At 65.0% G+C, this 22600-nt stretch carries 23 protein-coding genes, 1 tRNA gene and 1 riboswitch; of the genes, 7 read left to right on the top strand and 17 right to left on the bottom strand.

What is annotated here, in order from left to right:
- Positions 1-13: 13 nt before the first annotated feature.
- The 10 genes from CVM73_RS25980 to CVM73_RS25935 form a co-directional block, all read right to left on the bottom strand.
- Positions 14-1084, bottom strand: coding sequence for an ABC transporter permease (locus CVM73_RS25980; RefSeq protein WP_167407060.1), 1071 nt, complete (start codon positions 1082-1084; stop codon positions 14-16).
- Positions 1084-1842 carry an ATP-binding cassette domain-containing protein gene (locus CVM73_RS25975; protein WP_100234678.1) on the bottom strand — a complete coding sequence of 253 codons (759 nt, stop codon included), beginning with the start codon at positions 1840-1842 and terminating at the stop codon, positions 1084-1086. Before CVM73_RS25975 ends, CVM73_RS25980 begins: the two co-directional genes overlap by 1 nt.
- A 12-nt stretch (positions 1843-1854) precedes the next feature.
- On the bottom strand, positions 1855-3177 hold the full coding sequence (gene xylA, locus CVM73_RS25970; RefSeq protein ID WP_100234677.1) for a xylose isomerase: 1323 nt from the start codon (positions 3175-3177) through the stop codon (positions 1855-1857).
- Positions 3178-4632, bottom strand: a complete 1455-nt coding sequence (gene xylB, locus CVM73_RS25965) for a xylulokinase (protein ID WP_100234676.1) — start codon at positions 4630-4632, stop codon at positions 3178-3180.
- Between the two features lie 84 nt (positions 4633-4716).
- Positions 4717-5760, bottom strand: coding sequence for a LacI family DNA-binding transcriptional regulator (locus tag CVM73_RS25960; protein WP_100234675.1), 1044 nt, complete (start codon positions 5758-5760; stop codon positions 4717-4719).
- Between the two features lie 89 nt (positions 5761-5849).
- A complete protein-coding gene (locus CVM73_RS25955) occupies positions 5850-6314 on the bottom strand; it encodes a GNAT family N-acetyltransferase (protein WP_167407059.1) in 465 nt (154 codons plus the stop codon).
- Between the two features lie 24 nt (positions 6315-6338).
- Positions 6339-6920: a helix-turn-helix domain-containing protein gene (locus tag CVM73_RS25950; protein WP_167407058.1), complete on the bottom strand. Its 582-nt coding sequence runs from the start codon at positions 6918-6920 to the stop codon at positions 6339-6341.
- 307 nt (positions 6921-7227) lie between these two features.
- Complete coding sequence (locus tag CVM73_RS25945; RefSeq protein ID WP_245452427.1) at positions 7228-7845, bottom strand: Fic family protein; 618 nt, start codon at positions 7843-7845, stop codon at positions 7228-7230.
- Positions 7846-7966: 121 nt separating this feature from the next.
- Positions 7967-8221: a hypothetical protein gene (locus tag CVM73_RS25940; protein WP_100234673.1), complete on the bottom strand. Its 255-nt coding sequence runs from the start codon at positions 8219-8221 to the stop codon at positions 7967-7969.
- A gap of 96 nt (positions 8222-8317) precedes the next feature.
- Positions 8318-8391: transfer RNA gene (locus tag CVM73_RS25935), tRNA-Gly, on the bottom strand.
- Between the two features lie 174 nt (positions 8392-8565).
- Between CVM73_RS25935 and CVM73_RS25930 the strand changes: the two genes are divergently transcribed.
- The 5 genes from CVM73_RS25930 (at position 8566) to CVM73_RS25910 (ending at position 11535) form a co-directional block, all read left to right on the top strand.
- Entirely contained in the window at positions 8566-9144 is a 579-nt protein-coding gene (locus CVM73_RS25930) for a methylated-DNA--[protein]-cysteine S-methyltransferase (protein ID WP_100234672.1), read from the top strand.
- Positions 9145-9154: 10 nt separating this feature from the next.
- Positions 9155-9994, top strand: coding sequence for a helix-turn-helix transcriptional regulator (locus CVM73_RS25925; protein ID WP_100234671.1), 840 nt, complete (start codon positions 9155-9157; stop codon positions 9992-9994).
- A 56-nt stretch (positions 9995-10050) separates the two neighbouring features.
- On the top strand, positions 10051-10410 hold the full coding sequence (locus tag CVM73_RS25920; RefSeq protein WP_167407057.1) for a VOC family protein: 360 nt from the start codon (positions 10051-10053) through the stop codon (positions 10408-10410).
- A gap of 145 nt (positions 10411-10555) precedes the next feature.
- Positions 10556-10957 (top strand): SRPBCC family protein, encoded by a 402-nt coding sequence (locus CVM73_RS25915; protein WP_100234669.1) that lies wholly within the window; start codon positions 10556-10558, stop codon positions 10955-10957.
- 113 nt (positions 10958-11070) lie between these two features.
- The gene (locus CVM73_RS25910) at positions 11071-11535 is read left to right on the top strand and encodes a hypothetical protein (protein ID WP_167407056.1); all 465 of its coding nucleotides are present in this window, start codon (positions 11071-11073) and stop codon (positions 11533-11535) included.
- Positions 11536-11744: 209 nt separating this feature from the next.
- On the opposite strand, the gene CVM73_RS25900 is transcribed toward CVM73_RS25910, so the two are convergent.
- The 4 genes from CVM73_RS25900 to CVM73_RS25885 all read right to left on the bottom strand — a co-directional run bounded on the left by CVM73_RS25900 (position 11745) and on the right by CVM73_RS25885 (position 16377).
- Positions 11745-13187: an MATE family efflux transporter gene (locus CVM73_RS25900; RefSeq protein ID WP_100234709.1), complete on the bottom strand. Its 1443-nt coding sequence runs from the start codon at positions 13185-13187 to the stop codon at positions 11745-11747.
- A gap of 266 nt (positions 13188-13453) precedes the next feature.
- Positions 13454-14506: a hypothetical protein gene (locus CVM73_RS25895; RefSeq protein WP_100234708.1), complete on the bottom strand. Its 1053-nt coding sequence runs from the start codon at positions 14504-14506 to the stop codon at positions 13454-13456.
- A 104-nt stretch (positions 14507-14610) separates the two neighbouring features.
- The gene (locus tag CVM73_RS25890; protein WP_100234666.1) at positions 14611-15024 is read right to left on the bottom strand and encodes a PAS domain-containing protein; all 414 of its coding nucleotides are present in this window, start codon (positions 15022-15024) and stop codon (positions 14611-14613) included.
- Positions 15025-15240: 216 nt separating this feature from the next.
- Entirely contained in the window at positions 15241-16377 is a 1137-nt protein-coding gene (locus tag CVM73_RS25885) for a 2'-deoxycytidine 5'-triphosphate deaminase (RefSeq protein WP_100234665.1), read from the bottom strand.
- 80 nt (positions 16378-16457) lie between these two features.
- Positions 16458-16537: riboswitch (SAM riboswitch) on the top strand.
- 72 nt (positions 16538-16609) lie between these two features.
- Here CVM73_RS25885 and CVM73_RS25880 point away from each other — a divergent pair.
- Positions 16610-17797, top strand: coding sequence for an O-succinylhomoserine sulfhydrylase (locus CVM73_RS25880; protein WP_167407054.1), 1188 nt, complete (start codon positions 16610-16612; stop codon positions 17795-17797).
- Positions 17798-17866: 69 nt separating this feature from the next.
- On the opposite strand, the gene CVM73_RS25875 is transcribed toward CVM73_RS25880, so the two are convergent.
- From CVM73_RS25875 to CVM73_RS25865, 3 genes are read right to left on the bottom strand one after another with little or no spacing between them, the layout of a single operon-like run.
- Positions 17867-18865, bottom strand: a complete 999-nt coding sequence (locus tag CVM73_RS25875; RefSeq protein ID WP_100234663.1) for an SGNH/GDSL hydrolase family protein — start codon at positions 18863-18865, stop codon at positions 17867-17869.
- A 12-nt stretch (positions 18866-18877) separates the two neighbouring features.
- A complete protein-coding gene (locus CVM73_RS25870) occupies positions 18878-19657 on the bottom strand; it encodes an SGNH/GDSL hydrolase family protein (protein WP_100234662.1) in 780 nt (259 codons plus the stop codon).
- Positions 19657-20898 carry an OpgC domain-containing protein gene (locus CVM73_RS25865; protein ID WP_100234661.1) on the bottom strand — a complete coding sequence of 414 codons (1242 nt, stop codon included), beginning with the start codon at positions 20896-20898 and terminating at the stop codon, positions 19657-19659. The genes CVM73_RS25870 and CVM73_RS25865 overlap by 1 nt, the downstream gene beginning before the upstream one ends.
- Before the next feature lie 208 nt (positions 20899-21106).
- On the opposite strand from CVM73_RS25865, the gene apaG reads away from it, so the two are divergent.
- Positions 21107-21499, top strand: a complete 393-nt coding sequence (gene apaG / locus CVM73_RS25860) for a Co2+/Mg2+ efflux protein ApaG (RefSeq protein ID WP_167407066.1) — start codon at positions 21107-21109, stop codon at positions 21497-21499.
- The last annotated feature ends 1101 nt before the right edge of the window (positions 21500-22600 follow it).

Raw genomic sequence — 22600 nt, 5'->3', positions numbered from 1 at the left:
AGACAACGCCACGTCAGATCATCCGCGAGCGGATGCGATCGACCAGCACGGCCAGGATGATGATCACGCCCACCAGCGTCTGCTGCCAGTAGGAGGAGACCTGCGCCAGCACGAGACCGTTGCGGATCACCTCGAGCAGCACGCAGCCGACGATGGCCCCGAGCGGACCGCCGATACCGCCGGCGAGATTGGCGCCGCCGATCACGGCCGCAGCGATCACGTTGAGCTCGTAGGACGTCGCCATGTTGGCCGGCGCCGATCCGAGCCAGCCGGAGATGATGATGCCCTGCAGGCCCGCTGCGAGCGCGCAGATCACGTAAACCTCGATCTTCACCCGTACCACCGGGATGCCGGTGAGCTCCGCCGCCTTCTCGTTGCCGCCAAGCGCAAAGACGTGGCGGCCGAACGAGGTGTGGTGCAGCACCACGGCCATCGTCAGTGCGAGGACCACGAGATAGATGAAAGGCACGGGCACGCCGAGCACGTCGCCCGAGGTGAGCGCATAGAAATAATCGGCATCCGGCCCGCCCGGAAAACTGCCGCGGCCGTTGGAGACGACATAGCCCAGCCCGCGCACGATCGAGAGCATGCCGAGCGTGGTGACGAAGGGCGACAGGCCGAGCACGGCGATGCAGAAGCCGTTGACGAGGCCGGCAATCAACGCGACGCCCAGACCTGCAAGGATCGACACCAGCAGGATCAGCCCCGGCACATTGGCCAGCACGGTCTTGCCGTCGGCCGCCATGTGCACGAGCGGCGAGCCGGGCGCCGACAGCTCGGTCATCACCATCGAGGCGATCATGGCCGAGAAGCACATCATCGAGCCGACCGAGAGGTCGATGCCGCCGGTGATGATCACGAAGGTGACGCCAAGCGTGGCAATGGCGATGAAGGAAAAATTCTTCGCCACGTTCTGCATGTTGCCTTGGGTGAAGAAGTAGGGGCTGGCGAAATGCATGATCACCAGCAGCACCGCCAGCGCCAGCAGGACGTAGCCGGTCTGCGAGGCGAAGATGCCGCGCTGCCACCATCTGATCTTGCCGACGTTGGAGAAGGTGATCGGGGATTCCAAGGGCATGGCCATCACGCCGCCTCCTTCGCGCCGGTGATGAGAGCGGTGACCTCCTCAGGCGAGGTCTGGTGGATCGGCTTGTCGGCCCGCTTCTCGCCGCGGCGCATGACAACGACGCGGTCGCACACCGCGAACACGTCCGGCATGCGGTGCGAGATCAGCATGACCGCGACGCCCTGCTCCTTCAGCCGATGGATCAGGCCGAGCACCTGCTCGACCTGGCGCACCGAGATCGCCGCGGTCGGCTCGTCCATCATCACCAGCCGCGCGTTGGAGAGCCGGGTCCGCGCGATCGCGACGGCCTGACGCTGGCCGCCCGACATCTGCTTGACCAGATCGTCGGGCCGCGTCTCCGAGCGCAATTCGCCGAACAATTCCAACGCCCGCGCCGCCATCGCCTTGTGGTCGAGCAGCGCAATGGGTCCGAACCTGCGCTTCAGCTCGCGGCCGAGGAAGACATTGGCGGCGGCGGTCAGGTTGTCGGCGAGCGCGAGGTCCTGGTAGACGACCTCGATGCCGACGGCGCGGGCATCGACCGGGCGGTTGAAATGGACCGCGCTGCCGGCAAAGCGGATCTCGCCATGGCTGGGGCGGAAATTGCCGGCGATGATCTTGACCAGCGTCGACTTGCCCGCACCGTTGTCGCCCATCAGGCCGACCACCTCTCCGGGGAAGACCTGCATGTCGACGTCGTGCAGCGCGCGGATCGCGCCGAATTCCTTGCCGATGCCGGTGAGCTCGAGCACCGGTGTCGCGTCAGCCTTTGTCATCAGCGGCGTTCCTCAGACATAGCGGTTGACCAGGGATTCCAGATATTCCTGCCGGCCCGAGCGCGGCTGCGGGTCGAAGCCGGGACTCATGGCACGGTCGGCGAGATCGGCGAGCGAGCGCTGGCCGCCGAGAATGGCGCGTCCTTCGGGACCGGCCCATCCGTCGTAGCGCTTGGCAAGCGGCGTGGTGAGCGCGGCGGCATCGAGCATGTCGGCGGCGGCGAGGAAGGCACGCGCGCAGGCATCCATCGAGCCGACATGGGCATGGATCAGGTCATCAGGATCGATCGACTGACGACGGATCTTGGCGTCGAAATTGAGCCCGCCCGAGGTGAAGCCGCCGCGGTTCAGGATCTCGTGAAAGACCAGCGCCAGCTCCGGCACGTTCATCGCGAACTGGTCGGTGTCCCAGCCGAGCAGATCATCGCCGCGGTTGATGTCGAGGGAGCCGAACACGCCGAGCGCCTCGGCCAGCGCGACCTCGTGATGGAAGGAGTGGCCGGCGAGGATGGCGTGGTTCTGCTCGATGTTGAGCTTGACGTCCTTGAGGAGATCGTAGCGTTCGAGGAAGCCGTAGCAGGTGGCGACGTCGAAATCATATTGATGCTTGGTCGGCTCCTTCGGCTTGGGCTCGATCAGGATCGGGCCCTTGAATCCGATCTTGTGCTTGTGCTCGACGACGAGCGAGACGAAGCGGCCAAGCTGGTCGAGCTCGCGCTTGAGATCGGTGTTGAGCAGCGTCTCGTAGCCCTCGCGGCCGCCCCACAGCACGTAGTTCTGGCCGCCGAGTCGGTGCGTCACCTCCAGCGCGGCGCGGACCTGGCCGGCAGCATAGGTGAAGATATCAGGGTCCGGATTGGTCGCCGCGCCCGCCATGTAGCGGCGGTGCGTGAACAGGTTTGCGGTGCCCCAGAGCAGGCGGACTTTTGCCGCGGCCATCTTCGCTTCGAACAGATCGGCGATCGCGTTGAGATTAGCGACGGATTCCGCAAGCGAGCTGCCTTCCGGCGCCACGTCGACGTCGTGAAAGGTGAAGAAGGGTACGTCCAGCAGGCGGAACAGCTCGAAGGCGATGTCGGCCTTGGCCCGCGCCATCGCCATCGGATCGGTGCCGTGGTGCCAGGGTCGCAAAAAGGTCTCGCCGCCGAAGGGATCGCCGCCCGGCCAGCAGAACGAATGCCAATAGCAGACCGCAAAGCGCAAATGATCCTCGAGCCGGCGGCCATGCACGAGGCGATCCTTGTCGTACCAGCGGAATGCGGGCGTGTTCGCCGCATCCTTGCCGGCGAAGGCGACGGGTGCGCTTGCATCGAAGAATTTGGCTGACACGTTCACTTAAACAGACTCCTTCAATGCTGGATAAAGCGCGCGCCATCGCCGATAGGCCTCGTCATAGGCCGCAGCGACGGACGGGCGGGGTGTGAAGCTCGCGAGCCGCCGCGGGCGCGTGCAGACATCCGCGGGATTATCGCCGGTCGCGGCGAGCCGACCGAGCCGCGCGGCGCCGAGCGCAGCGCCCACCTCGCCTTCCTCGACACGATGGACCGGAATGCCGAGCACGTCGGCGCAGATCTGCGCCCAGAGCGATGAGCGCGAGCCGCCGCCGACGAGATCGAGCTCGGCAATCGGCCCACTCGCTGCACTCAGCGCCGCCAGATTGTCGCGCGCGGCAAAGGCGACGCCTTCGAGCACGGCCTGCACGATCTGAGAGCGCCCGGTCGCGCCGCGCAAGCCGACGAAGGCGCCGCTGGCGGCGGCATCGTTGTGCGGCGTGCGCTCGCCGTCGAGATAGGGCAGGAATTTGATCGGGCTCGGTCCATCGACGCGCTCACCGAGCGGCGCCAAGAGCGCTGCGGCCGGCGTCTCCATCACGCCAGACAGCCAGGCGAGCGAGGCCGCCGCCGACAGCATCACACCCATCTGATGCCAGAGGCCGGGCAGCGCGTGGCAGAACGCATGCACGGCCGAAGCCGGCGCGGGGGCAAAGCGATCGGTGACGCGGAACAGGACACCCGACGTTCCCAGCGACAGGAAGGCATCGCCCGGCGCGATGGCGCCGAGCCCGATCGCGCTGGCCGCATTGTCGCCGGCGCCGCCGGCGACCACGACATCTTTCGCCATACCCCAGCGCTGCGCGTAATCAGGCGTGAGCACCGCGCTCACCGCACTGCCCTCGACGAGGCGCGGCATGTGGTGCAGATCGAGCCCGGTGGCATGCAGCAGCAGCGCCGACCACCGACGCAGGCCGACATCCAGCCACAGCGTGCCAGCCGCATCCGACATGTCTTCGACCATTTCGCCGGTGAGGCGATAGCGGACATAGGCTTTCGGCAGCAGCACCTTTGCCACGCGGTCGAAGATCTTTGGCTCGTGCCGTGCCACCCAGAGCAGTTTTGGCGCGGTGAAGCCAGGCATCGCGAGGTTGCCGGCGATCGCGTGCAACGAGGGACAGCGCCGCTCCAACGCTGCGCATTCGGCCTGCGAGCGGCCGTCGTTCCAGAGGATGGCCGGACGCAGCGGCCGGCCGTCCTCGCCGAGCAGCGTCGCGCCATGCATCTGACCTGACAGCCCGATGCCACGAACCTGCGCAACCTCCCGCGGATGACGCGCGGCGAGATCGTCGACTGCGCCGATGGCCGCATCGACCCAGCCATCGGGGTCCTGCTCGGACCACAGCGGCGCGGGGTGCGACAGCGCAAGCTCGCGCGCCGCCGTCGCGACCACCGCGCCGGCTTCGCTCACGAGCACCGCTTTCACACCGGACGTGCCGATGTCGATCCCGAGATACACGTCATCCTCCCTTTCGCCCTGCTGCGGTGCGCGATCTTGCGTCGCTTTCCCCCACAACGGGCCGATTCGAAAATCCACCTGCCGCTAAGGCAGATTGTCCCGCATCACGATGTCGATCCTGATCTTCTCCTGTTCGCGCAAAATCGGCTCGCCGCGGGCCAGCGCCAGCAGCACGCGCACGGCTGCGCGCGCTTCATGTCCGGGGTTCTGCGAGATCGCGGCATCCATCACGCCCTGCAGCAGCAATCGACGCGTCAGCGCGGTGACGTCGTGGCCGACGAACACCACCTGCTTGTCGCGCCCGGCCTCGCTCAACGCTTTGGCAACGCCCTGCGTGCCGGCGCCGACGTTATAAAGGCCGACAATGTCGGCATGCCTGCCGAGCAGCCGTGCCAGCAGCTGCTCGGAACGATCGTCCTCGTCGCGCCCTTCCAGCACCGGCAGGACGCTGAGATCGGGGAATTCCGTTGCGATGACCTGGTTGAAGCCGAAGATGCGCTCGGCGTGATCGCGCAGGCCCTGCGAGCCCGCGACGATCGCGACCTTGCCGGACCTCTGGCCGACCAGCCGCCCGACCAGCGCGCCGGCGGTCCGCCCTGCGGCGATGTTGTCGATGCCGACATAGTGGTGCCTGCGCGAGGACGGCACGTCCGAGACCAGCGTCACGACCTTGGTGCCGGCGTCGACGAGATCATTGATGGCAGCACGGACCCCCGGATGATCCAGCGCCACGACGGCGACGCCGTCGTAATCGCCCGACAGTCCCTCCAGCGAGGCCGCGAGCACCAACGGATCGAACACGTCGGTCGCGACCGTCTCGACGCTGAGGCGGCGGGCCGAAAGCCAGCCCGACATCTCGCCGAGATAGTCCTCGATCTGCTGCATGAACGGGTTCGGCCCGGACGGCATCACGAAGGCGAAGCGGCGGGCGCGGCCGCGGGCGAGCTCGGCGGCGGCCACATGGGGCTGGAACGAATTGCGCGCGATGGCTTCCTTGACGCGCCTGACTGTGTCCGGCCGCACCCCCGGCCTGTTGTGCAGGACGCGGTCGACCGTCGCGAGACTGACGCCAGCCTCGCGGGCGATGTCCTTCAGCGTCAGCGCAGTCGGGGTGAGCGTCTCGGCCATGGCTGAAGGCTAGCAGAGGTCTTTTGAGGTACGCAACTCATTTTGAGGGATGCGACGATGTTTTCGAACCCGCGTTGCATCGTCCGGCCTCAGCCGCAAGTCAGGTCGAGCGTCAGGAACAGGCTGTTGGGATCCTCGACATAGCCCTCAAACGGGCCGCAGGCGACAAAGCCATGCGCGCGGTAGAGCGCGTGCGCCGGCTTGAAGTAATCCCACGAGCCGGTCTCGAGGCTGAGGCGCGTCACCCCGCGCGCGCGGGCTTGCGTGATGATGTGACGAAGCATCTCTCCACCGAAGCCGCGCCGGCGCGTGGTCTGCAGCGTGTGCATCGACTTCACCTCACCGTGCAGCGCCGAGATCGTCTTCAACGCACCGGTAGCGACCAGCGTCTCACTGTCCCAGCCGGTCCAGAACGCAACGTCGGGTGCACGCAGGCCGACGAGATCAAGCGCATGGGCGCTGCCCGGCGCGGTCTGCGCCCGCGCGGCCGTGACGTGATGATCGAGCAGCGCGATGACGCGGGGATCGAAGGTGTCGCCGGTGCGGATCTGCATCGTCAGGATCTCCACTCCATGATCTCACACCTTCCCATAGGAGGCGCCGCGCCGCGTGATGATGACGTAGCGTGCGTCCTGCTTGGTTTCGTTCTCGAAGATCACTGCGCGCATCACGTCGAAATCCAGACAATCGCCCTCGCGCAGCCGCAGCGCCTTGGCATCGATATGCACGGCGATCGCGCCCTCCAGCATCAACAGCTGCTGGGTGAAGGCGTTGCGTCCCCAGGGGCTGTACGGCACCCGCGCGCCAGCCGGCAGGTCGACGACGATGATCTCGATGCCGCTCGCCGCATCGGTCGGCGAGGCATGACGCCGGCGATAGCCGCTGTCGGGATCGCGCCAATGCGGCTGGTCGGCAAGCCGCACCAGCCGCTCGGGCGGCTTCTCGGCCAGCGCCACGACATCGCTCAGCGACACGTCGAGCGCGGCGCAGAGTTTTCCGAGCAGCGCAGCCGTCGCACTGCTCTGCGCCCGTTCCACCCGCCCGATCATGGCCCGGCTGACGCCCGAGCGTGCCGCAAGCTCGTTCAACGTCATGCCCGCCTGCGTCCGCAGCGTCTTCAGGCGACGACCGATCGCGCGATCGAGTTTCTGTTGGTCCATGGCTTTCATTCGAACGCTGCCTGGCCAGAGATCGCAAGCCGCCGGTGCGAGAGCAGCTTAGCCGAGGAAACGGTGAGTGCCGAGAGACAGGGACTAATATATTGGAATCCTACGCACCACGCGAATGCGCGCTGGCATCATCCAGGTCAACTAAAATGGAAGCTCAATTGAGAAGCTTGGAGCGGGCGAAGCCCCCAGCAGTCGGAGCACCGTAGACAGACTTCTCCGTAGACTTCGAAGGGCCTTGAGGGCCGAGGGGGTGCCGCCCCTCTACATGGTTAAATCAAAGCCGCAGCTGCGGTTGACCTTACTCGTCTTTCTGCGCAGCACCTTGCCCGCCCTTGCGTTTGACTTCTTGCGCTTCGTATTGCGCCTTGATCGTTGGATTGCTCGTCTCGCCTGCGACCGTATCCGCGTTGCCGCCGTCCAACCCCGGCGCGGCCTTGATGGCGTCCGCAATGTCTTTCATCTCCGAGCCCTTGCGAATGAATGGCTTGAGGTAAGCATCAAGTTTGCCCTTGCCCGGCTCTTCGAGTTCCTGCGTCAGGGCGGCGAGATATTGGTCCTTGTCCGTGGCGACCCAGTCGATGCCGATGTGTGCCCGGCGCGCAAGTTCCGCATGGATCAGCATGATGGCGCGGCCATTGCCGTCGAGGAAGGGGTGGCCATAGGCGAGATAGCCCATCACTTCGCCGGGCTTTTCCGCCATGAACGCCTTGTCTTGTCCCTTCTCCAGCGCGTAGTCGATAGCTTTGCGGATGTCATTGGGGTGGGCGAAGATCACGGAGCCCTTTCCCACAAAGATATGCGATGCGTTCGTATGGCGATCCTCTCCAGCCCACGGGAACACCGCTTCAAAGAGCGTCTTGTGCGTTTGCAGGACATCGGCGTAGCTTAGGGAAGGCCGCGCCTTGAGATGATCCAAGGCTGCGTCGATGCCGGTCAGGAAAGAATTGTGCAGGAGACGCTGAACGATTTCGGGATCTTTGCCTTTACGACGTTGCGCAAATAGCCGCGCGTCGCAAAATCCCCGAATGGATCAAACGTCACGGACGGCTTTCGCGAAGATAGCGCGCCTGAAGGCGCACCGCCTGAACACGATCCAAAATCCCGGCGCGCTGAAGCGCGACGATGGTATTCTCGATCGGATCGAAATTCACGTCATCGCCGGAGAGCCGCGTCACGTGATGTGCAAAGACATCGTTCGATGTCACGACCACCGCTACGTTGTTGGCGGTCGCCAACCGTTGGATTACACCAGCAGTATAGTGGGACCTGGTCGCGGAACGCTGGGCGGACATGGAATCTCCTTCACTCTAATATAGTACGTGGAGGCCCGAAAATCCATTAAGTGGCAGCCTTCTAGAGGCCTTTGACAGTGCCAGCCTGGGGAAAGCTGGAGCGGGCGAAGGGAATCGAACCCTCGTATGCAGCTTGGGAAGCTGCCGTTCTACCATTGAACTACGCCCGCGAGATGCGCGCTTCGCGCCCCTCCTGATTAGCCGAGACGACGCCTCCCGCCAAGCGGTTTGGCGCGCCCGGCCGGACGGTTGTTAACGTCCTGATAAGATTCCACGTGCGCCGGATTGTGGCGGTGTTATGATCATATTTCCGGGGAGAAACGTGCACTGAGTGGGGCGTGTGCATGGTGGGGCGTGGCTACGCGATATTCGACACGGCGCTGGGGCGCTGCGGCATCATTTGGAGCAGCACCGGCGTGGTCGCGGTGCAATTGCCGGAGGCGCGGGAGATCGATACCCGCCGCCGGATTTTCCAGGTCCACCCCGAGGCGCGGGAGCAGCGCCCGTCCGAGAACGCCGCGCTTGCGATCGAGGGCATCAGAGGCCTACTGCAAGGCAGTGATCCCGATTTCTCCGACGTCAGCCTGGATGCCGGCGGGGTGCCCGGCTTCAACCGGCGCGTCTACGAGTTCGCCTGCACCATTCCGCGCGGAGAGACGCGCACCTATCGCGAGGTCGCCAAGGCGCTGGGTGCCTCGGGCGCGGCGTATTCGGTGGCGCAGGCGGTCGCGAAGAATCCCTATATGCTGATCGTGCCCTGCCACCGGGTGCTAGAGGCCGGCAATTACACCGATCGGCTCTCGCCTTACGGCGGCGTGATCTCCAAGCGGCGGCTGCTGGCGCTCGAAGGCGCCCATCCAATTACCAGCAAGACGCTGTTCGAGGTGCTGCTGCCGGTTGCCCCGCCGAGACCGTCCACCTAGATAAGGCGGCATGGACGCCACCACGCTGCTGACGACACCATCGATCACGGTCTCCGAATTTCGCTGCGATGCGGGACCGGACGACACGCCGTTTGCGGAATGCCGCACCGGCCATTCCATCGCCTATGTCCGCTCCGGCAGCTTCGGCTGTCATTGCCGCGCCGGCTTCTTCGAGCTGGTGGCAGGCTCGATGCTGATCGGCGCGCCCGGCGAGGAATACACGTGCACGCATGAGCATGTCAGCGGCGACGTCTGCCTCGGCTTCTTCTTCAGCGAGAACCTGGTCGACGCCCTTGGTGGGCGGCGCGAGATCTGGCAGGTCGGCGCGACACCGCCGCTGCCCGAGCTGATGGTGCTGGGCGAGCTGGCCCAGACGGCAGCAGATGGCAACAGCGACATAGGTCTCGACGAGATCGGCCAAATTCTTGCGGGCCGTTTCATTGATACGGTTTCGGGCAAGGCGCGCAAGCCGGCGATGCCAACCGCGCGTGACCGCCGCCGTGCCGTCGAAGCCGCGCTGTGGATCGACGACAACTCGCATACCGAGCTCGACCTCGAGCAGGCCGCACGGCAGGCCGGTCTCAGCCCGTTCCATTTCCTGCGGCTGTTCTCGAGCGTCCTCGGCGTCACCCCGCATCAATATCTGGTGCGCTCGCGGCTGCGGCACGCCGCGCGCAGGCTTACCGAGGACGACATCGCCGTCACCGACATCGCCTATGACGTCGGCTTCGGCGACCTCTCCAATTTCGTCCGCACCTTCCATCGCGCCGCCGGCGTGTCGCCCACCAAGTTCCGCCAGGCGTCGAAGGGGGAGCGCAAGATTCTCCAAGAGCAGCTTGCCCTCAACTGATTAGGGTCGTCTCCGGCGCGTGCCATTCGCGGCACGCTTCGGCAATGGAGACGAATATGTACGACCACATCGGATTGCGTGTTGCCGACCTCGACGCAGCGACGCGCTTCTACGCCGCAGTGCTGGCGCCGCTCGGCTATGTCCTGTGCTCGAGCGGCGACGGTTATGCCGGCTTCGGGCCGAAGGGCGAGCCGGCACTGTGGCTGCATCTCAACAAGGGCCGGAAGGCCGATGGCGTCCACATCGCCTTCCGCGCTAAGGATCATGATGCGGTCAAGGCGTTTCACAGCGAGGGCCTTAAGAGCGGCGGTCGCGACAATGGCGGCGCCGGCCCGCGCAGGGATTACAGCCCGACCTATTATGCGGCGTTCCTGATCGACCCCGACGGCAACAATGTCGAGGCGGTTTGCGTGTGAGGCGCGACAAAACACGCCACATGCACCGTCATTCCGGGATGGTGCGCAGCACCAGACCGGACTCTCGAGATTCTCAGGTGCGCAATTGCGCACCATAGTTCGCGCTTCGCGCGCCCCGGAATGACTCCAACTGAATAGGAATCCCATGGCCTCCATCCACAACGGCATCTCCCTCCCCGCCTCCGCGCGCGACGTCTGGGACGCGGTGCGCGATTTCGGCGCGCTGCATCAGCGGCTGGTGCCGGGCTTCGTCACCGCCTGCGCGCTCGACGGCGATGCGCGCATCGTCACCTTCGCCAATGGTTCGGTCGCGCGCGAGGTGCTGGTCGATTGCGACGATACGCGGCAGCGCCTCGTCTATGCGATCAGCAACGAGCGGCTGAAGCATTACAGCGCCTCGGTGCAGGTGATCGCCGAGGGCGATTCACGGTGCCGGCTGGTCTGGATCATCGACATGCTGCCGAACGAGCTCGCGCCTTACGTTCAGGGGCAAACCAAGGAGGCCGTGATCGCCATGCACAAGGCGTTTCCATCGGCGACCGCCTGATCACCCACTGTGAGTTTTCTCACAGAGCTCTATCCTCGCCGGCCCTAACCATGCCCGCGTGCGTCCGGTTGGCTCTGCTCTCCCGGCGGCGCCACGCACGCGAGGAGCATGCCATGAGAGGTGCGGACAAGGTGATCTGCCAGGCAGCCATCGTGCTGCTGTTGTTTTCCGTCGCAAACACGCCGGCGAAGGCGCAGCTCGCAGGCTTCGGCGGCGGAGGTGGCGGCGGCGAGGACATGATGACCCAGATGGCGCCGATGCTGGAGATGATGAAGGCGAAGATGGGCAAGCGCCGCTTCGCCATGCTGATGCAGACCATGGGCCCGATGATGAGCCGCATGATGGAGAACGGCGGCGGACTTGGTGGCATGATGGGCGGCGGCGGCCTGTCCGGTGGCAACCTTGGCGGCGGATTCGGTGCGCCGAACTACGGCGGTTACACGCCGATGGGCGGCGGCTATATGCCAGTCGGGATCGGCGGCATGGGCGGCGGCGACATGATGGCGATGATCCCGCAGCTGATGCGGCTCGCCAATGCCAGCGGCGGTGGCGGCCATCGTCGCCACAAGCACCGCTAAAGTGGAATGGCTTTAGATTGAATCGATTGCCGCGGCTCCTTCACCTCTCCCGCTTGCGGGAGAGGTCGGCGCGCGAAGCGCCGGGTGAGGGCTTTCTCCTCTTGGGGATTGTCCCATCGCGGAAGCACCCTCTCCCCAACCCTCTCCCGCAAGCGGGAGAGGGAGCGCACCTCCGTCGTTGCAGCGATCAAGCTTCATTTCATCGCGCTTTATTCGGCCGTCGAAAGCGCCGGGCGGATCGCAGCTTTCGTCTCGCGCGGCCCCCAACGTGTCAGCACCACGCTGGAGCACGACAGCAGGCCGAGCACGACCATCGAGCTTGCGGCCAGCCAGAAGAAGCTCTGCGCGGTGGCTTCATGGGTCGACAGCCACCAACCGACCCCGGAGATGTAGACCAGCCGCGCCGTCTGCGCCAGCACCGGCCCGATCACCTTGGCTGCGCCTTGCGAGGAGAAGTACATCGTCGTGGCAAGGCCGAAAAAGGCGTAGAACGGTCCGACCGTCGAGAGATATTGATGGCTCGCCGCGCGCACGGCCGCGCTGTCGGTGAAGATGTTGATCCAGAGATCGGGAAACATCGCAACGACGCACGCCGGCGCGCCGACGGCAACGAAGGCGGCAGCACTGGCGATCCAGGCGACGCGCCGGGCGCGCGCGATGTTGCCGGCGCCGATCGCCATCCCCACCATTGGCACGCAGGCGATGCCGAACGAGAACGCGATCGAGGTCAGCAAGAATTCCAGCCGCGCACCGATGCCATAGCCGGCGAGGATCGCGGTGCCGAACTTCGCCAGCATGTGGGTGAAGATCGAGATCGTCAGCACCGATTGCAGCGGCGAGAAGCAGGCGATGGCGCCGACCTTGAGGATGTCGAAGAACATCGCCCACTGGATGCGCAGGCCGCGCAGCTTCGGTACGATCCGCGCGCGGCCGGAGAACAGGTACCAGCCCATGATGCCGATGTTCATGGAATAGGCGATCAGCGCGCCGGCCGCGACGCCGCGCATGCCGAGCTGCGGCACCGGGCCGAGCCCGAGGCCGAGCGTGCCGCCGAGCACGATCTGCCAGGCCGCGGAGTTGAGGATGAGGAACGACGGCAGCTTCATGTTGCCGGTGCCGCGCAACACGCCGGCCATGGTGTTGAGCAGCCAAGGCAGCACGGCGCCGCCGAAAAACACCTGTGTGTAGGCGATCGCGTGCGTCAGCACATCGCCGCGGCCGCCGAGCATCTCGAGCACTTTTGGCCCGAAGATCAGCATGCCCAGCATGAAGACGAGGCCGAAGCTGATGCCGATCAGCATCGCGTGCATGGCAAGCGTGCCGGCACGCTCGCGGTCGCCGGCACCGAGCGCGCGTGCAATGGCGGACGCCACCGCGCCGCCCATGGCACCGCCGGACATGGTCATGGTCAGGATCACTGTCGGAAACACCAGCGCCATCGCCGCCAGCGCCTCGACGCCGAGCCGGCCGATATAGGACGTCTCCGCGATGACGACGCACATGCCGGCCGAGAGCCCGATCACGTTGGGCCAGGCGAGGGAGAGCAGCGTGCGCAGGATCGGCCCGTCGGTCAGCGTGCTTCGCGCCGGCCGCGGAGGCGGCGGCAGCGGACGCTCTTGTTCATCGACCGGGATTTCGGCGATGTCGGACATGTCCTCTCCCGGACGCAGGCGCCATTCGCGGCGCGGCAATCACTTGGTGTGCAAATGACTTTTTCGCGCGAAAGGCGCGGGCAATGGCTTGTTAGCACGGCGATTGCCGATTCCGCCTGCGCAGAGCGCAGGCGTGCCCTGCGGCAGCGCATTTCGATCGATGGAATTGCGGCTCTCTCGTCTCCCTCTCCCCGTTCTTACACGCTCGCAAATTCCGGCCTCTCGCCGCAGGCGGGGAGAGGCCGATTGCGCAGCGGCACCACCGCCTATTCGATGGTCCAGACCAACGGCGAACGACCGCCCACGGTCGAGCGCAGGTGCACGCCGATGTGTCGGCCGCATCCCGCAGCCAGGCCTTCGAACAATCCCTCCAGAACGTTGGCACAGGCGCGGTGATAGTCGGCGACGCCATCCATCAGCCTCCAGCTCTGCTGGCGGATTTCGAAGCTGCCTTCGGATGTCGTGATCTCCGCTTGATCATCCTGCGCGGCAAACAGTGCGCTCAGGAATGACGCGAACTCGCTTGCGTCGCCACGTTTCATCGCCAGCGCCGCCGCGACCTCGTCGAAATATTGCATGCCGATCAGCTTGCCGGTTAGGTGCAGGAGGTAGCCGGCGTCCTCCGGGCCAAACAGCTGCACCATGACCGGCGCGGCGGTGCGGACATATTCCATCGCGTAGTTGCGATAGGCTTTTTCCAGCCGCGGTTTCGGCCAGCTCGCGACCGGGAGCGCCGGCGCGGTCTTCACATCGAACAGCGGTGCTTCCAGATGCCGCGCGAACACGAGGCGCTGGTCCAGCTCGAGGGAATGGTCGTATTGATGATAATAGCCCTCGAGCCCGTCCTGGCCATCGACGCTCTGCTTGGTGCAGACGAAGCCGAGGCGGAGATCGCCGAGCGCGACGCCGTTATTGGCGTGCCAGCCGCGCAGCATCGCGCGTGAAACCTCGCCCGGCACGCCGCAGATCGCGGTGCCCTTCCAGATCCAGCGCGGCGGCGGATAGCGGATCCAAGCCTTGGTATCGCTCTCGTACATGTATTCGACATGGACGCCGCCGATCCAGTTGGAGAGATAGTGATATTGCGCGGCGGCCACCGCCGGCGGCAGATGATCGATCCCGAGCTTCCTGAGCCCAGGCAGGAAGCGCTCCTGCTGCTGGCGGCGGAACACGCGGAAGACGAATTCTGCGGCATCCGCCGTGCCGCGGCGCGTGACCACGGTGAGGATGAGGCCGGTGAAATAGGCGTGATAGAGATCGGCGACCGCGCGCCAGCACTTCCATTGGGCTTGCTGCGCGGTGTCGGCTGGCGCGGTCATGTTCACTCCCGATCGTTGTTTTGATCGAGTGTGTCACTGCCTCCGCTGACAGGCAACATGACGCGCGCGCAAGGCTCCCTGCACGGCGGCGCGACAATTCCGCATCACGAATTTTGCGCAAGCCTGGCAGCGCGCTCGCGCTCGGCGCGTTCGGTGACATCGCGCGCCATCGCCACCGATCCCTGCACGCGACCTTCGGCGTCACGCACCAGCGCGAAGGTCATCTCGATGTAGAGCTTGCGTCCGCTCTTGTGCAGCGCGCGGGTCAGCGTGGGCTTGCCGGCAAGCTTCATCGTCCCGCTCGCGAGCGCGGCCTCGAAACCCCTCCAGTGCGCGGCGCGCAGATGCTCGGGAATGATGAGGTCGAGATTCTGGCCGAGCGCTTCATCGGCGGTGAAGCCGAACAGAGCGGTCGATGCACGATTCCAACGCGTGATCGTGCCGGCGCGATCGGAATAGATCAGCGCGTCCGCGACGTCTTCGAGGATTCTTGCGTCGAGTTGGGATTGGTCCACCATGTCATCACCCTGCATGATGCCGGATTGGGTTAGACATTCTGCCACACATTCGGTGTCATCGCCCGACTCCGAAGCGGGAGTGATCAAATCGAGAGGCCGCGGCGTACTGGATGCCCCGGTCCCGGCTCCGCTAGGCTACGCCGGGCCTACAAGGGCGCTCGGCCGGCGAAGCTTCAGCGAAGACGGCAAGCCGGGGCATGACAGTGGAGTGTGCGGCTACACCCGGAAATGCTTGCTGAGCTTCAGGCCCTGCGCCTGGTAGTTGGAACCGATGCGCTGGCCGTACATCGCGTCGGGGCGGGCCAGCATCTTCTCGTAGACGAGGCGGCCGACGATCTGGCCATGCTCGAGGATGAAAGGCACTTCGCGCGAGCGCACTTCCAGCACCGCGCGCGCGCCCTGCCCGCCGGCGCCGGCATAGCCGAAGCCGGGATCGAAGAATCCGGCATAGTGCACGCGGAATTCTCCAACCAAGGGATCGAACGGCACCATCTCCGCGGCGTAGTCGGGCGGCACCTGCACCGCCTCTTTCGAGGCGAGGATGTAGAACTCGCCGGGATCGAGGATCAGGTTGCCGTCCGGACGCGCCGCGATCGGCTCCCAGAAATCTTCCACCGCATAGCCGGAGCGGCGATCGACGTCGACGACGCCGGTGTGGCGCTTGGCGCGGTAGCCGACGAAGCCGTTGGCTTTCTCGCCGGAGAGATCGACCGAGACGGCGACGCCACCGGAGAGATCGGCATCGTCGATGTCGACGAGGCGCTCGGCGGCATGCAGCGCATCGAGTTCGTCGGCACTGAGAATGGCATCGCCGGTGCGGAAGCGCACTTGGCTCAGGCGCGAGCCCTCGCGCACCAGCACCGGAAACGTCTTCGGGCTGATCTCGGCATAGAGCGGCCCATGATAACCGGCACCGATCATGTCGAAGCGGCGGGTGCCGTCGGCGATCACGCGGGTGAAGACGTCGAGCCGGCCGGTCGAGCTCTTGGGGTTCGCGGCCGCGACGATCTCCGGCGGCAGCGCCAGGCTCTCCAGCAGCGGCACGATGTAGACGCAGTTGGTCTCCAGCACGGCGCCGTCGGCGAGACTGAATTCATGCAGCTTCAACTCGTCGATACGCTCGGCGACGGTGGCGCCGGGACCGGGCAGGAAGCTGGCGCGCACGCGATAGGCGATGTCGCCGAGGCGAAGATCGAGGCTCGCCGGCTGGATCTGGCTCTCGACGAAGTCGTATTCGGGCAGGATGAGGCCTGCCTCCGCCATCGCCGCGATCATGCGGTCGGGCAGGATACCATTGGCGTCGGCGGCGACCGTGAACGTCAACCGGGGGTCCTCATCAGGGGTCAAACGCATCCCGAAATGCGGGACATACCAGCCTTTTACGGCTAGCCGATGGACGCCTTGACGGAAAGGGGATTGCGGAATATGAGCATCACTTATCCCGTGGTGATTTGAGCCGGCCGGCTTGCAGCCACGTTAAATAAGTCGCTAAACAGGCCGGGGACCTCTGTGATCCCGGCCCGTGGAGATATCCAGGCCGGTTTTTTTGTGGCCGTTTCGCTCGGCGGCCATGTCGGAGGGTCCTATGTCGAAGTCGCCTGCCAACTACCGCCCCGAAACCCGCCTGGTCCATTCCGGCACCCTGCGCTCGCAATATGGCGAGACGTCGGAAGCGCTGTTCCTGACGCAGGGCTACGTCTACAACAGCGCGGAGGAGTGCGAGGCGCGGTTCAAGGGCGAGGATCCCGGCTTCATCTACTCGCGCTATTCCAACCCGACCATCGCGATGTTCGAGCGCCGCATGATCGAGCTCGAAGGCGCCGAAGCCGCCCGTTCGGCGGCGACCGGCATGGCCGCCGTCACGACCGCGATCCTGGCGCCGCTCAAGGCCGGCGATCACGTGGTCGCCTCTCGCGCCCTGTTCGGCTCGTGCCTCTACGTCATCCAGGACCTGTTGCCCCGCTACGGCATCGAGACCACGCTGGTGGACGGCCTCGATCTCGATCAGTGGCAGCGCGCACTTAAGCCCAACACCAAGACCTTCTTCCTGGAGAGCCCGACCAACCCGACCCTCGACGTGCTCGATATTCCCGGCATCGCCGAGATCGCGCACAAGGGCGGCGCGCGGCTCGTCGTCGACAACGTGTTCGCAACCCCGATCTGGCAGAGCCCGCTCGCGCTGGGAGCCGACGTCGTCGTCTATTCCGCGACCAAGCATATCGACGGCCAGGGCCGATGCCTCGGCGGCATCATCCTGTCCTCGGAAGCCTTCATCGCCGAGCACATCCACAATTTCATGCGCCAGACCGGCCCGTCGATCTCGCCGTTCAACGCCTGGGTCCTGCTCAAGGGCCTGGAGACGCTGAGCGTGCGCGTGCGCGCGCAAACCGATACCGCGGCGCGCATTGCCGAGGTGCTGGCGAGCCATCCGAAGATCTCGCGACTGGTCTATCCCGGCCGCGCCGATCATCCGCAGGCGGCGCTGGTGAGGAAGCAGATGCGCGGCGGCTCGACGCTGGTCGGCTTCGAGGTCAAGGGCGGCAAGGCGGCGGCGTTCCGCGTACTCAATGAATTGAAGCTGGCGAAGATCTCCAACAATCTCGGCGACGCCAAGAGCCTCGTCACGCATCCGGCGACCACGACGCATCAGCGCCTCAAGCCGGAAGACCGCGCCGCACTCGGCATCAGCGAAGGTTTTATCCGCTTCTCGGCGGGGCTGGAGCATGCGGATGATCTGATCGAGGATCTGACCGCGGCGCTGGAGAAGGCGTAGCGGGCGAATGGCGAATAGTGAGTGGCGAATAGATCGATCTACTCGCTACTCGCCATTCCCTACTCGCCTCTACATCGGCCGGTACGTTCGCACGTCCGCCGGCACGTTCACACCCAGCTTGATCTGGCCGACGGAGCGGATGATGTCGTCGCCGAGCAGCTGGGCGAAGCAGGCGTAGCCCCAATCGTTCATGTGCAGGCCGTCGGCGATCACGAAGCTCTCGACCGGGATCGATTGGTTCTCGTGCCAGTCGCGCATCACCTCGAAGCGCGGGAAGATGCCGACGTGGCGGAGCTCGGCAACCTTGCCGAGCAGCTTGATCATCTTGCCGGCGTTCTCCTTGCGCTGGTTGACGGCCGGCGAATATTGCGGATCGACCAGCACGATGTCGGCGCCGCCAGCGGCCTGAATGCGGCCGATCCCGTCCTCGACCAGCTTGGCGGTGTCGCCGGGATCGAGATTGCGCAGCACCGCGTTGGTGCCGACCTGCCAGATCACGAGATCCGGATGCACATCGATCACCTGCGTCTGGAGACGCTTCATCATCTCGGGCGCATCCTCGCCACCAACGCCGGCATTGATGACGCTGATGTCGGCGGTCGGATACTGCCGGCGCAGCTGCGTGGCGAGACGGTTCGGATAATTGAACTCCGGCGAGCTCGCACCGAATCCCGCGGTCGACGACGAGCCGAACGCGACGATGACGACGGGCTGACCGGCGACGAGCTTGCTTGCAACATGCGGCAGCGAGCCCATCGCCTTCGAGCCGCCCTTGTTCGCGTCCTTGGGCGGCAGGCAGGGCACGCGGCTGAAGATGTCGGCGGCGGATCTGGCGACCTGCTTCACCTTGTCGACGGCGCGCGCCGTGACGCCGCGCTGCTCGGGTGACGTCGCGGCGGCGGCGGTCTGGGAGGGCGAAGCGGGATCAGCCGACTGGGCAGGTGCGGGCGTCGCCTGTGCGGCTTGCGTCTGCGCATGCGATTGCGGGGCCGGCGTCAGCAACAACAGCACTGCTGCTGCAGGCGCAGCCAGCCATGACGTCGGGTAAAAAGGGCGGAGAGAACTCATTAACGCTAGACCTCAATTTTGCTGCTGGGCCGGCTCCAAATGAGCTGCGTCGATCACGAACTGTGCCAACGCCCGGCCAAGGCAATCATGGACCTGCTTCGCCAGCTCAGGCCCGCGGGACGGGCTGAACAGGTCGAACTGGCCCTGATCATTCCACTGCCGCATGATCGCGAAACGATCGAACAGCGGGATGTCGTGCTCCTGCGCCACCACGCGCATATTATCGAGAAAAGGCTGCGCCGAGATCATGGTTTCGGTGCGCGGGCTGTATTGCAGATTCATCAAGACGACGTCAGCCCCTGCCTTTTGCAGCGCAGCAACCCCATCGGTCACCGCGCTGCGAAATTCGTCGGGATCGATGGATCGGATAGCATCCACCGTCCCGGTCTGCCAGATCACCAAGGTAGGCGTTTTTGCTTCCATCAGCTTAACGAAGGTGGAAGCGGTCTCCTCTGCCGTTTTCTTGCTCTGTATTTCTACGGAGACGTGCACCACCTCGGACGCCGGCAGCTTCTCCTTGAGGTTCGCCTCCATGCGCGCCGGATACGAGCTGCTTTCCGAAGACGGAATCGTAGTCGAGCGGCTGCCGATGACCAGGATGTCGAGCGGTTTGCCAGCCTTGACCGCGTCGGCGACCTTGGGCAGCTGGCTTTCGCTGGTCAGCAGATAGGACGGCAATTCGCAGGCCGCGGGCGCAGGGGAAGCGGCAGGCGCAGCATCGCCCGCACGCGCCACGGGCGCGGCGAGGCCACCGCATAGCAGGATCAGGCTCAGGAGAACCTTCGCCTTCATCAGCCCCCTCCCGCCAGATCGGCGTTGCCGACGGCGTTTTTGGTTTTCGCACCGCTTTTGTCAGCCACGCGCTTGTACCACGAAATCACCGAGGCCACGCCCCACATGATCAGGACTCCGGAGAGACTAATCAGCGCATGCATGGCTGCGCCGCCGGAGACTTCGGCCAGGATGAAATGGCCGGCAAAGGCCAGGAAGACGCCGAGACAGAAGATCTCGAGGGAATGCTGGCCGCACAGGATCAGCGGCCGCAGCCAGGGCGATTTCAGACCCGGCCAGTCCCTGGGCAGGAAGCGCACGGTGAGCGCGGCCAGCGCCAGGAAATGCGTGAAGCGCAGCACGTCGAGGTCGGTCTTGTCGATCGGATACATCCATTGCTCGATCAGCTTCGGCATGAACTGGGAGAGCTGCGGCACGTACCAGGTCAGTGTCACGTAGAACGCCGCGACGAGATAGGCGATCGAGATCCACATCGTCACGGGCGAGGCCAGGATGCGCGACATGCGGCGCGCCCCCCCGAGCGCGCACCATGCACCGAACACGAACAGCAGCTGCCAGGCAAAGGGATTGAAGGCCCAGAAGCCGTTCGGATAAGCCGATAGATAGAGATCGTACTCCCAGGTCACCGCGTAGAGCACGACCGAAAGGCCGAGCGTGACGTCGGGCCGCCATTTCATCGACCACAGGATCAGGGGCAGCGCCAGCATCAGCACGATGTAGAGCGGCAGCACGTCCATGTTCACGGGGCGGAAGCGCAAGAGCAGCGCCTGCACGATCGTGACGTCGGGCTGCTTGAGGAAGTCCATGATACCCATCTCTTCAGTGTAGAGCGGGTTCTCGAATCTGGTCGCCACATAGGAGATTTCGGCGAGGAAGATCGTGAACAGGAAGACGTGGGCGACGTAGATCTGCCAGACCCGGCGCAGGATGCGCGCGGTGGCGATGACGACGCCGCTCTCCAGCATCGCCCGGCCATAGACGAACGCGGCGGTGTAGCCGGAGATGAAGATGAAGATCTCGGTGGCGTCGCTGAAGCCGTAGTTGCGGATGGTGAACCAGGTCAGCAGACTTGGCGGCAGATGGTCGATGAAGATCAGCCATAGCGCGAGCCCGCGGAACAGATCGAGCCGGAGCTCGCGCTCGCCGATGGCGGGCAGCGTGATGGCCGGCGCGGCGGCGCGCGGCTTGGTCCCCGCGGTTCCCGCGATGGTCGATCCCGTCACTTGGTCGGCAATGGTCATCGGGGGCCTAAAAACCCTTCCGCAAATCGCGACGTTGAAGGAGTGTAATGGTCCGGCTGTCGTCTCGCAAAGCGGCCGGATCACATAAGGATATCTTCCTTTGGGGATGTCTTGGGGGTGTCCTTTCCCTCGAATTCTGGCGGGACGATGTCGCCAAAGCCGTCCGCGGCGTTTGGTTCCCGGGGCGGATTTCGGTATGATGGCAACCATGTACCGCGCCGTGACCCGCCAGATCGAAGTGACCGTCGAGCCGAACTTTGTTCCGGAGCAGTCGTCGGCCGACCGGTCGCGCTTTTTCTGGTCCTACACCATCGTCATCACCAATTCGGGCGAAGAGACCGTGCAGCTCAAGACGCGGCACTGGATCATCACCGATGCCTCCGGCCGCCAGCAGGAGGTGAAGGGCGAGGGCGTGGTCGGCGAGCAGCCGATCCTGGCCCCCGGCGAACGCTTCGAATACACCTCCGGCGTGCCGCTCTCGACCGCCTCGGGCTTCATGACCGGCCGCTACCAGATGGTCAGCGAAACCGGCGAGCGCTTCGAGATCGACGTGCCGTCGTTCTCGCTGGACAGCCCGGATAACAAGCGGGTGTTGAATTAGGGCAGCGCTCGCTCTCGTGTCCCGGACAAGCAGCAACGCGTTGAGCGTTGCTGCGCAGAGCCGGGACCTAGAAGGCCACACCGAAGGGCGCGGCGAGATGGGCCCCGGCTCAGCAGCGCACCGCTGAAGACGCGCTGCGCTGCGTCCGGGGCACAAGAGGAGCGTGAGGCGCGCATTCTCAACGTCGTCATTGCTGTGCAATGACGGAGTATGAGGGCGACGGCTCGCCCTCCAAGCATCACTGTCATTCCCCGCGCAGGCGGGGAATCCAGTACGCCGCGGCCTCTCGGTTCAATCACTGCCGTCTCGGAGTACTGGATCGCCCGGTCAAGCCGGGCGATGACAGCGAGTGTGTGGTCGCAGACGTGCATATTCATCCTCGCGGCTTATTCGCCCGAGCTTTGCTTCATCTTTCGTCCCTCTCGATCCAAGAGGGCGCAGGGAAGACCGGGTGCGGACCTCGCACCCGCGGTCCGCTGCGCGAAAGGTAGCGCAAAAGAACCGCACAGCAGCATACAGGTGTGGCCATCACTCGGCCTTCCCTGCGCGATGGTCGGACGGCTTATGCCGCGCTCTCCCGGGAGCCGAGTTCGTTCTGGCCTCCCTCACTCTCACGGAATTCACCAGCATCGCACCGGTTGACGCGACTGCCGCCTCCGCAAGCGCTTGGCCGTAGCAACGACGGCCAAGACCACACGGCTTTGCCGTACGCACGGCCCGCCATTTCGCCGCAGTTTTCCCGACCCTGTCGACAGAGCCGGAAACTTACAGACGAGACGAACCTGACAGCGCCGCTCGTCCGCACGAAGCCTTTGGGCTCACGGAGAGCAATCCGCCCTGCCCTTGACATCTCGCACACGACGCTGCTGCGTCCACCGCAAGCCCGGCTCGCGACAATGACGACCACATGATCGCCCCTCAAGGATGAGCCGGGATGGGCGACACATACGATAAATCCGAATTTCGGTAAAGCGGAATATTTTCAGGCGGATGGATTGACAAAGAGGCGAAACAGGCCGTCGCGCCATCCGTTGGGCGCATCGCTATTGAATGAAGCGCGACAACGCCTCGACAGCTTCCTTGAGTTCGTAGCCCGGATGA

The organism is Bradyrhizobium forestalis (genome assembly GCF_002795245.1).
In the GTDB taxonomy this organism is placed as follows: domain Bacteria; phylum Pseudomonadota; class Alphaproteobacteria; order Rhizobiales; family Xanthobacteraceae; genus Bradyrhizobium; species Bradyrhizobium forestalis.
The sequence above is the reverse complement of the archived record's forward strand: the minus strand, read 5'-3'. Positions and strand labels throughout refer to the sequence as shown.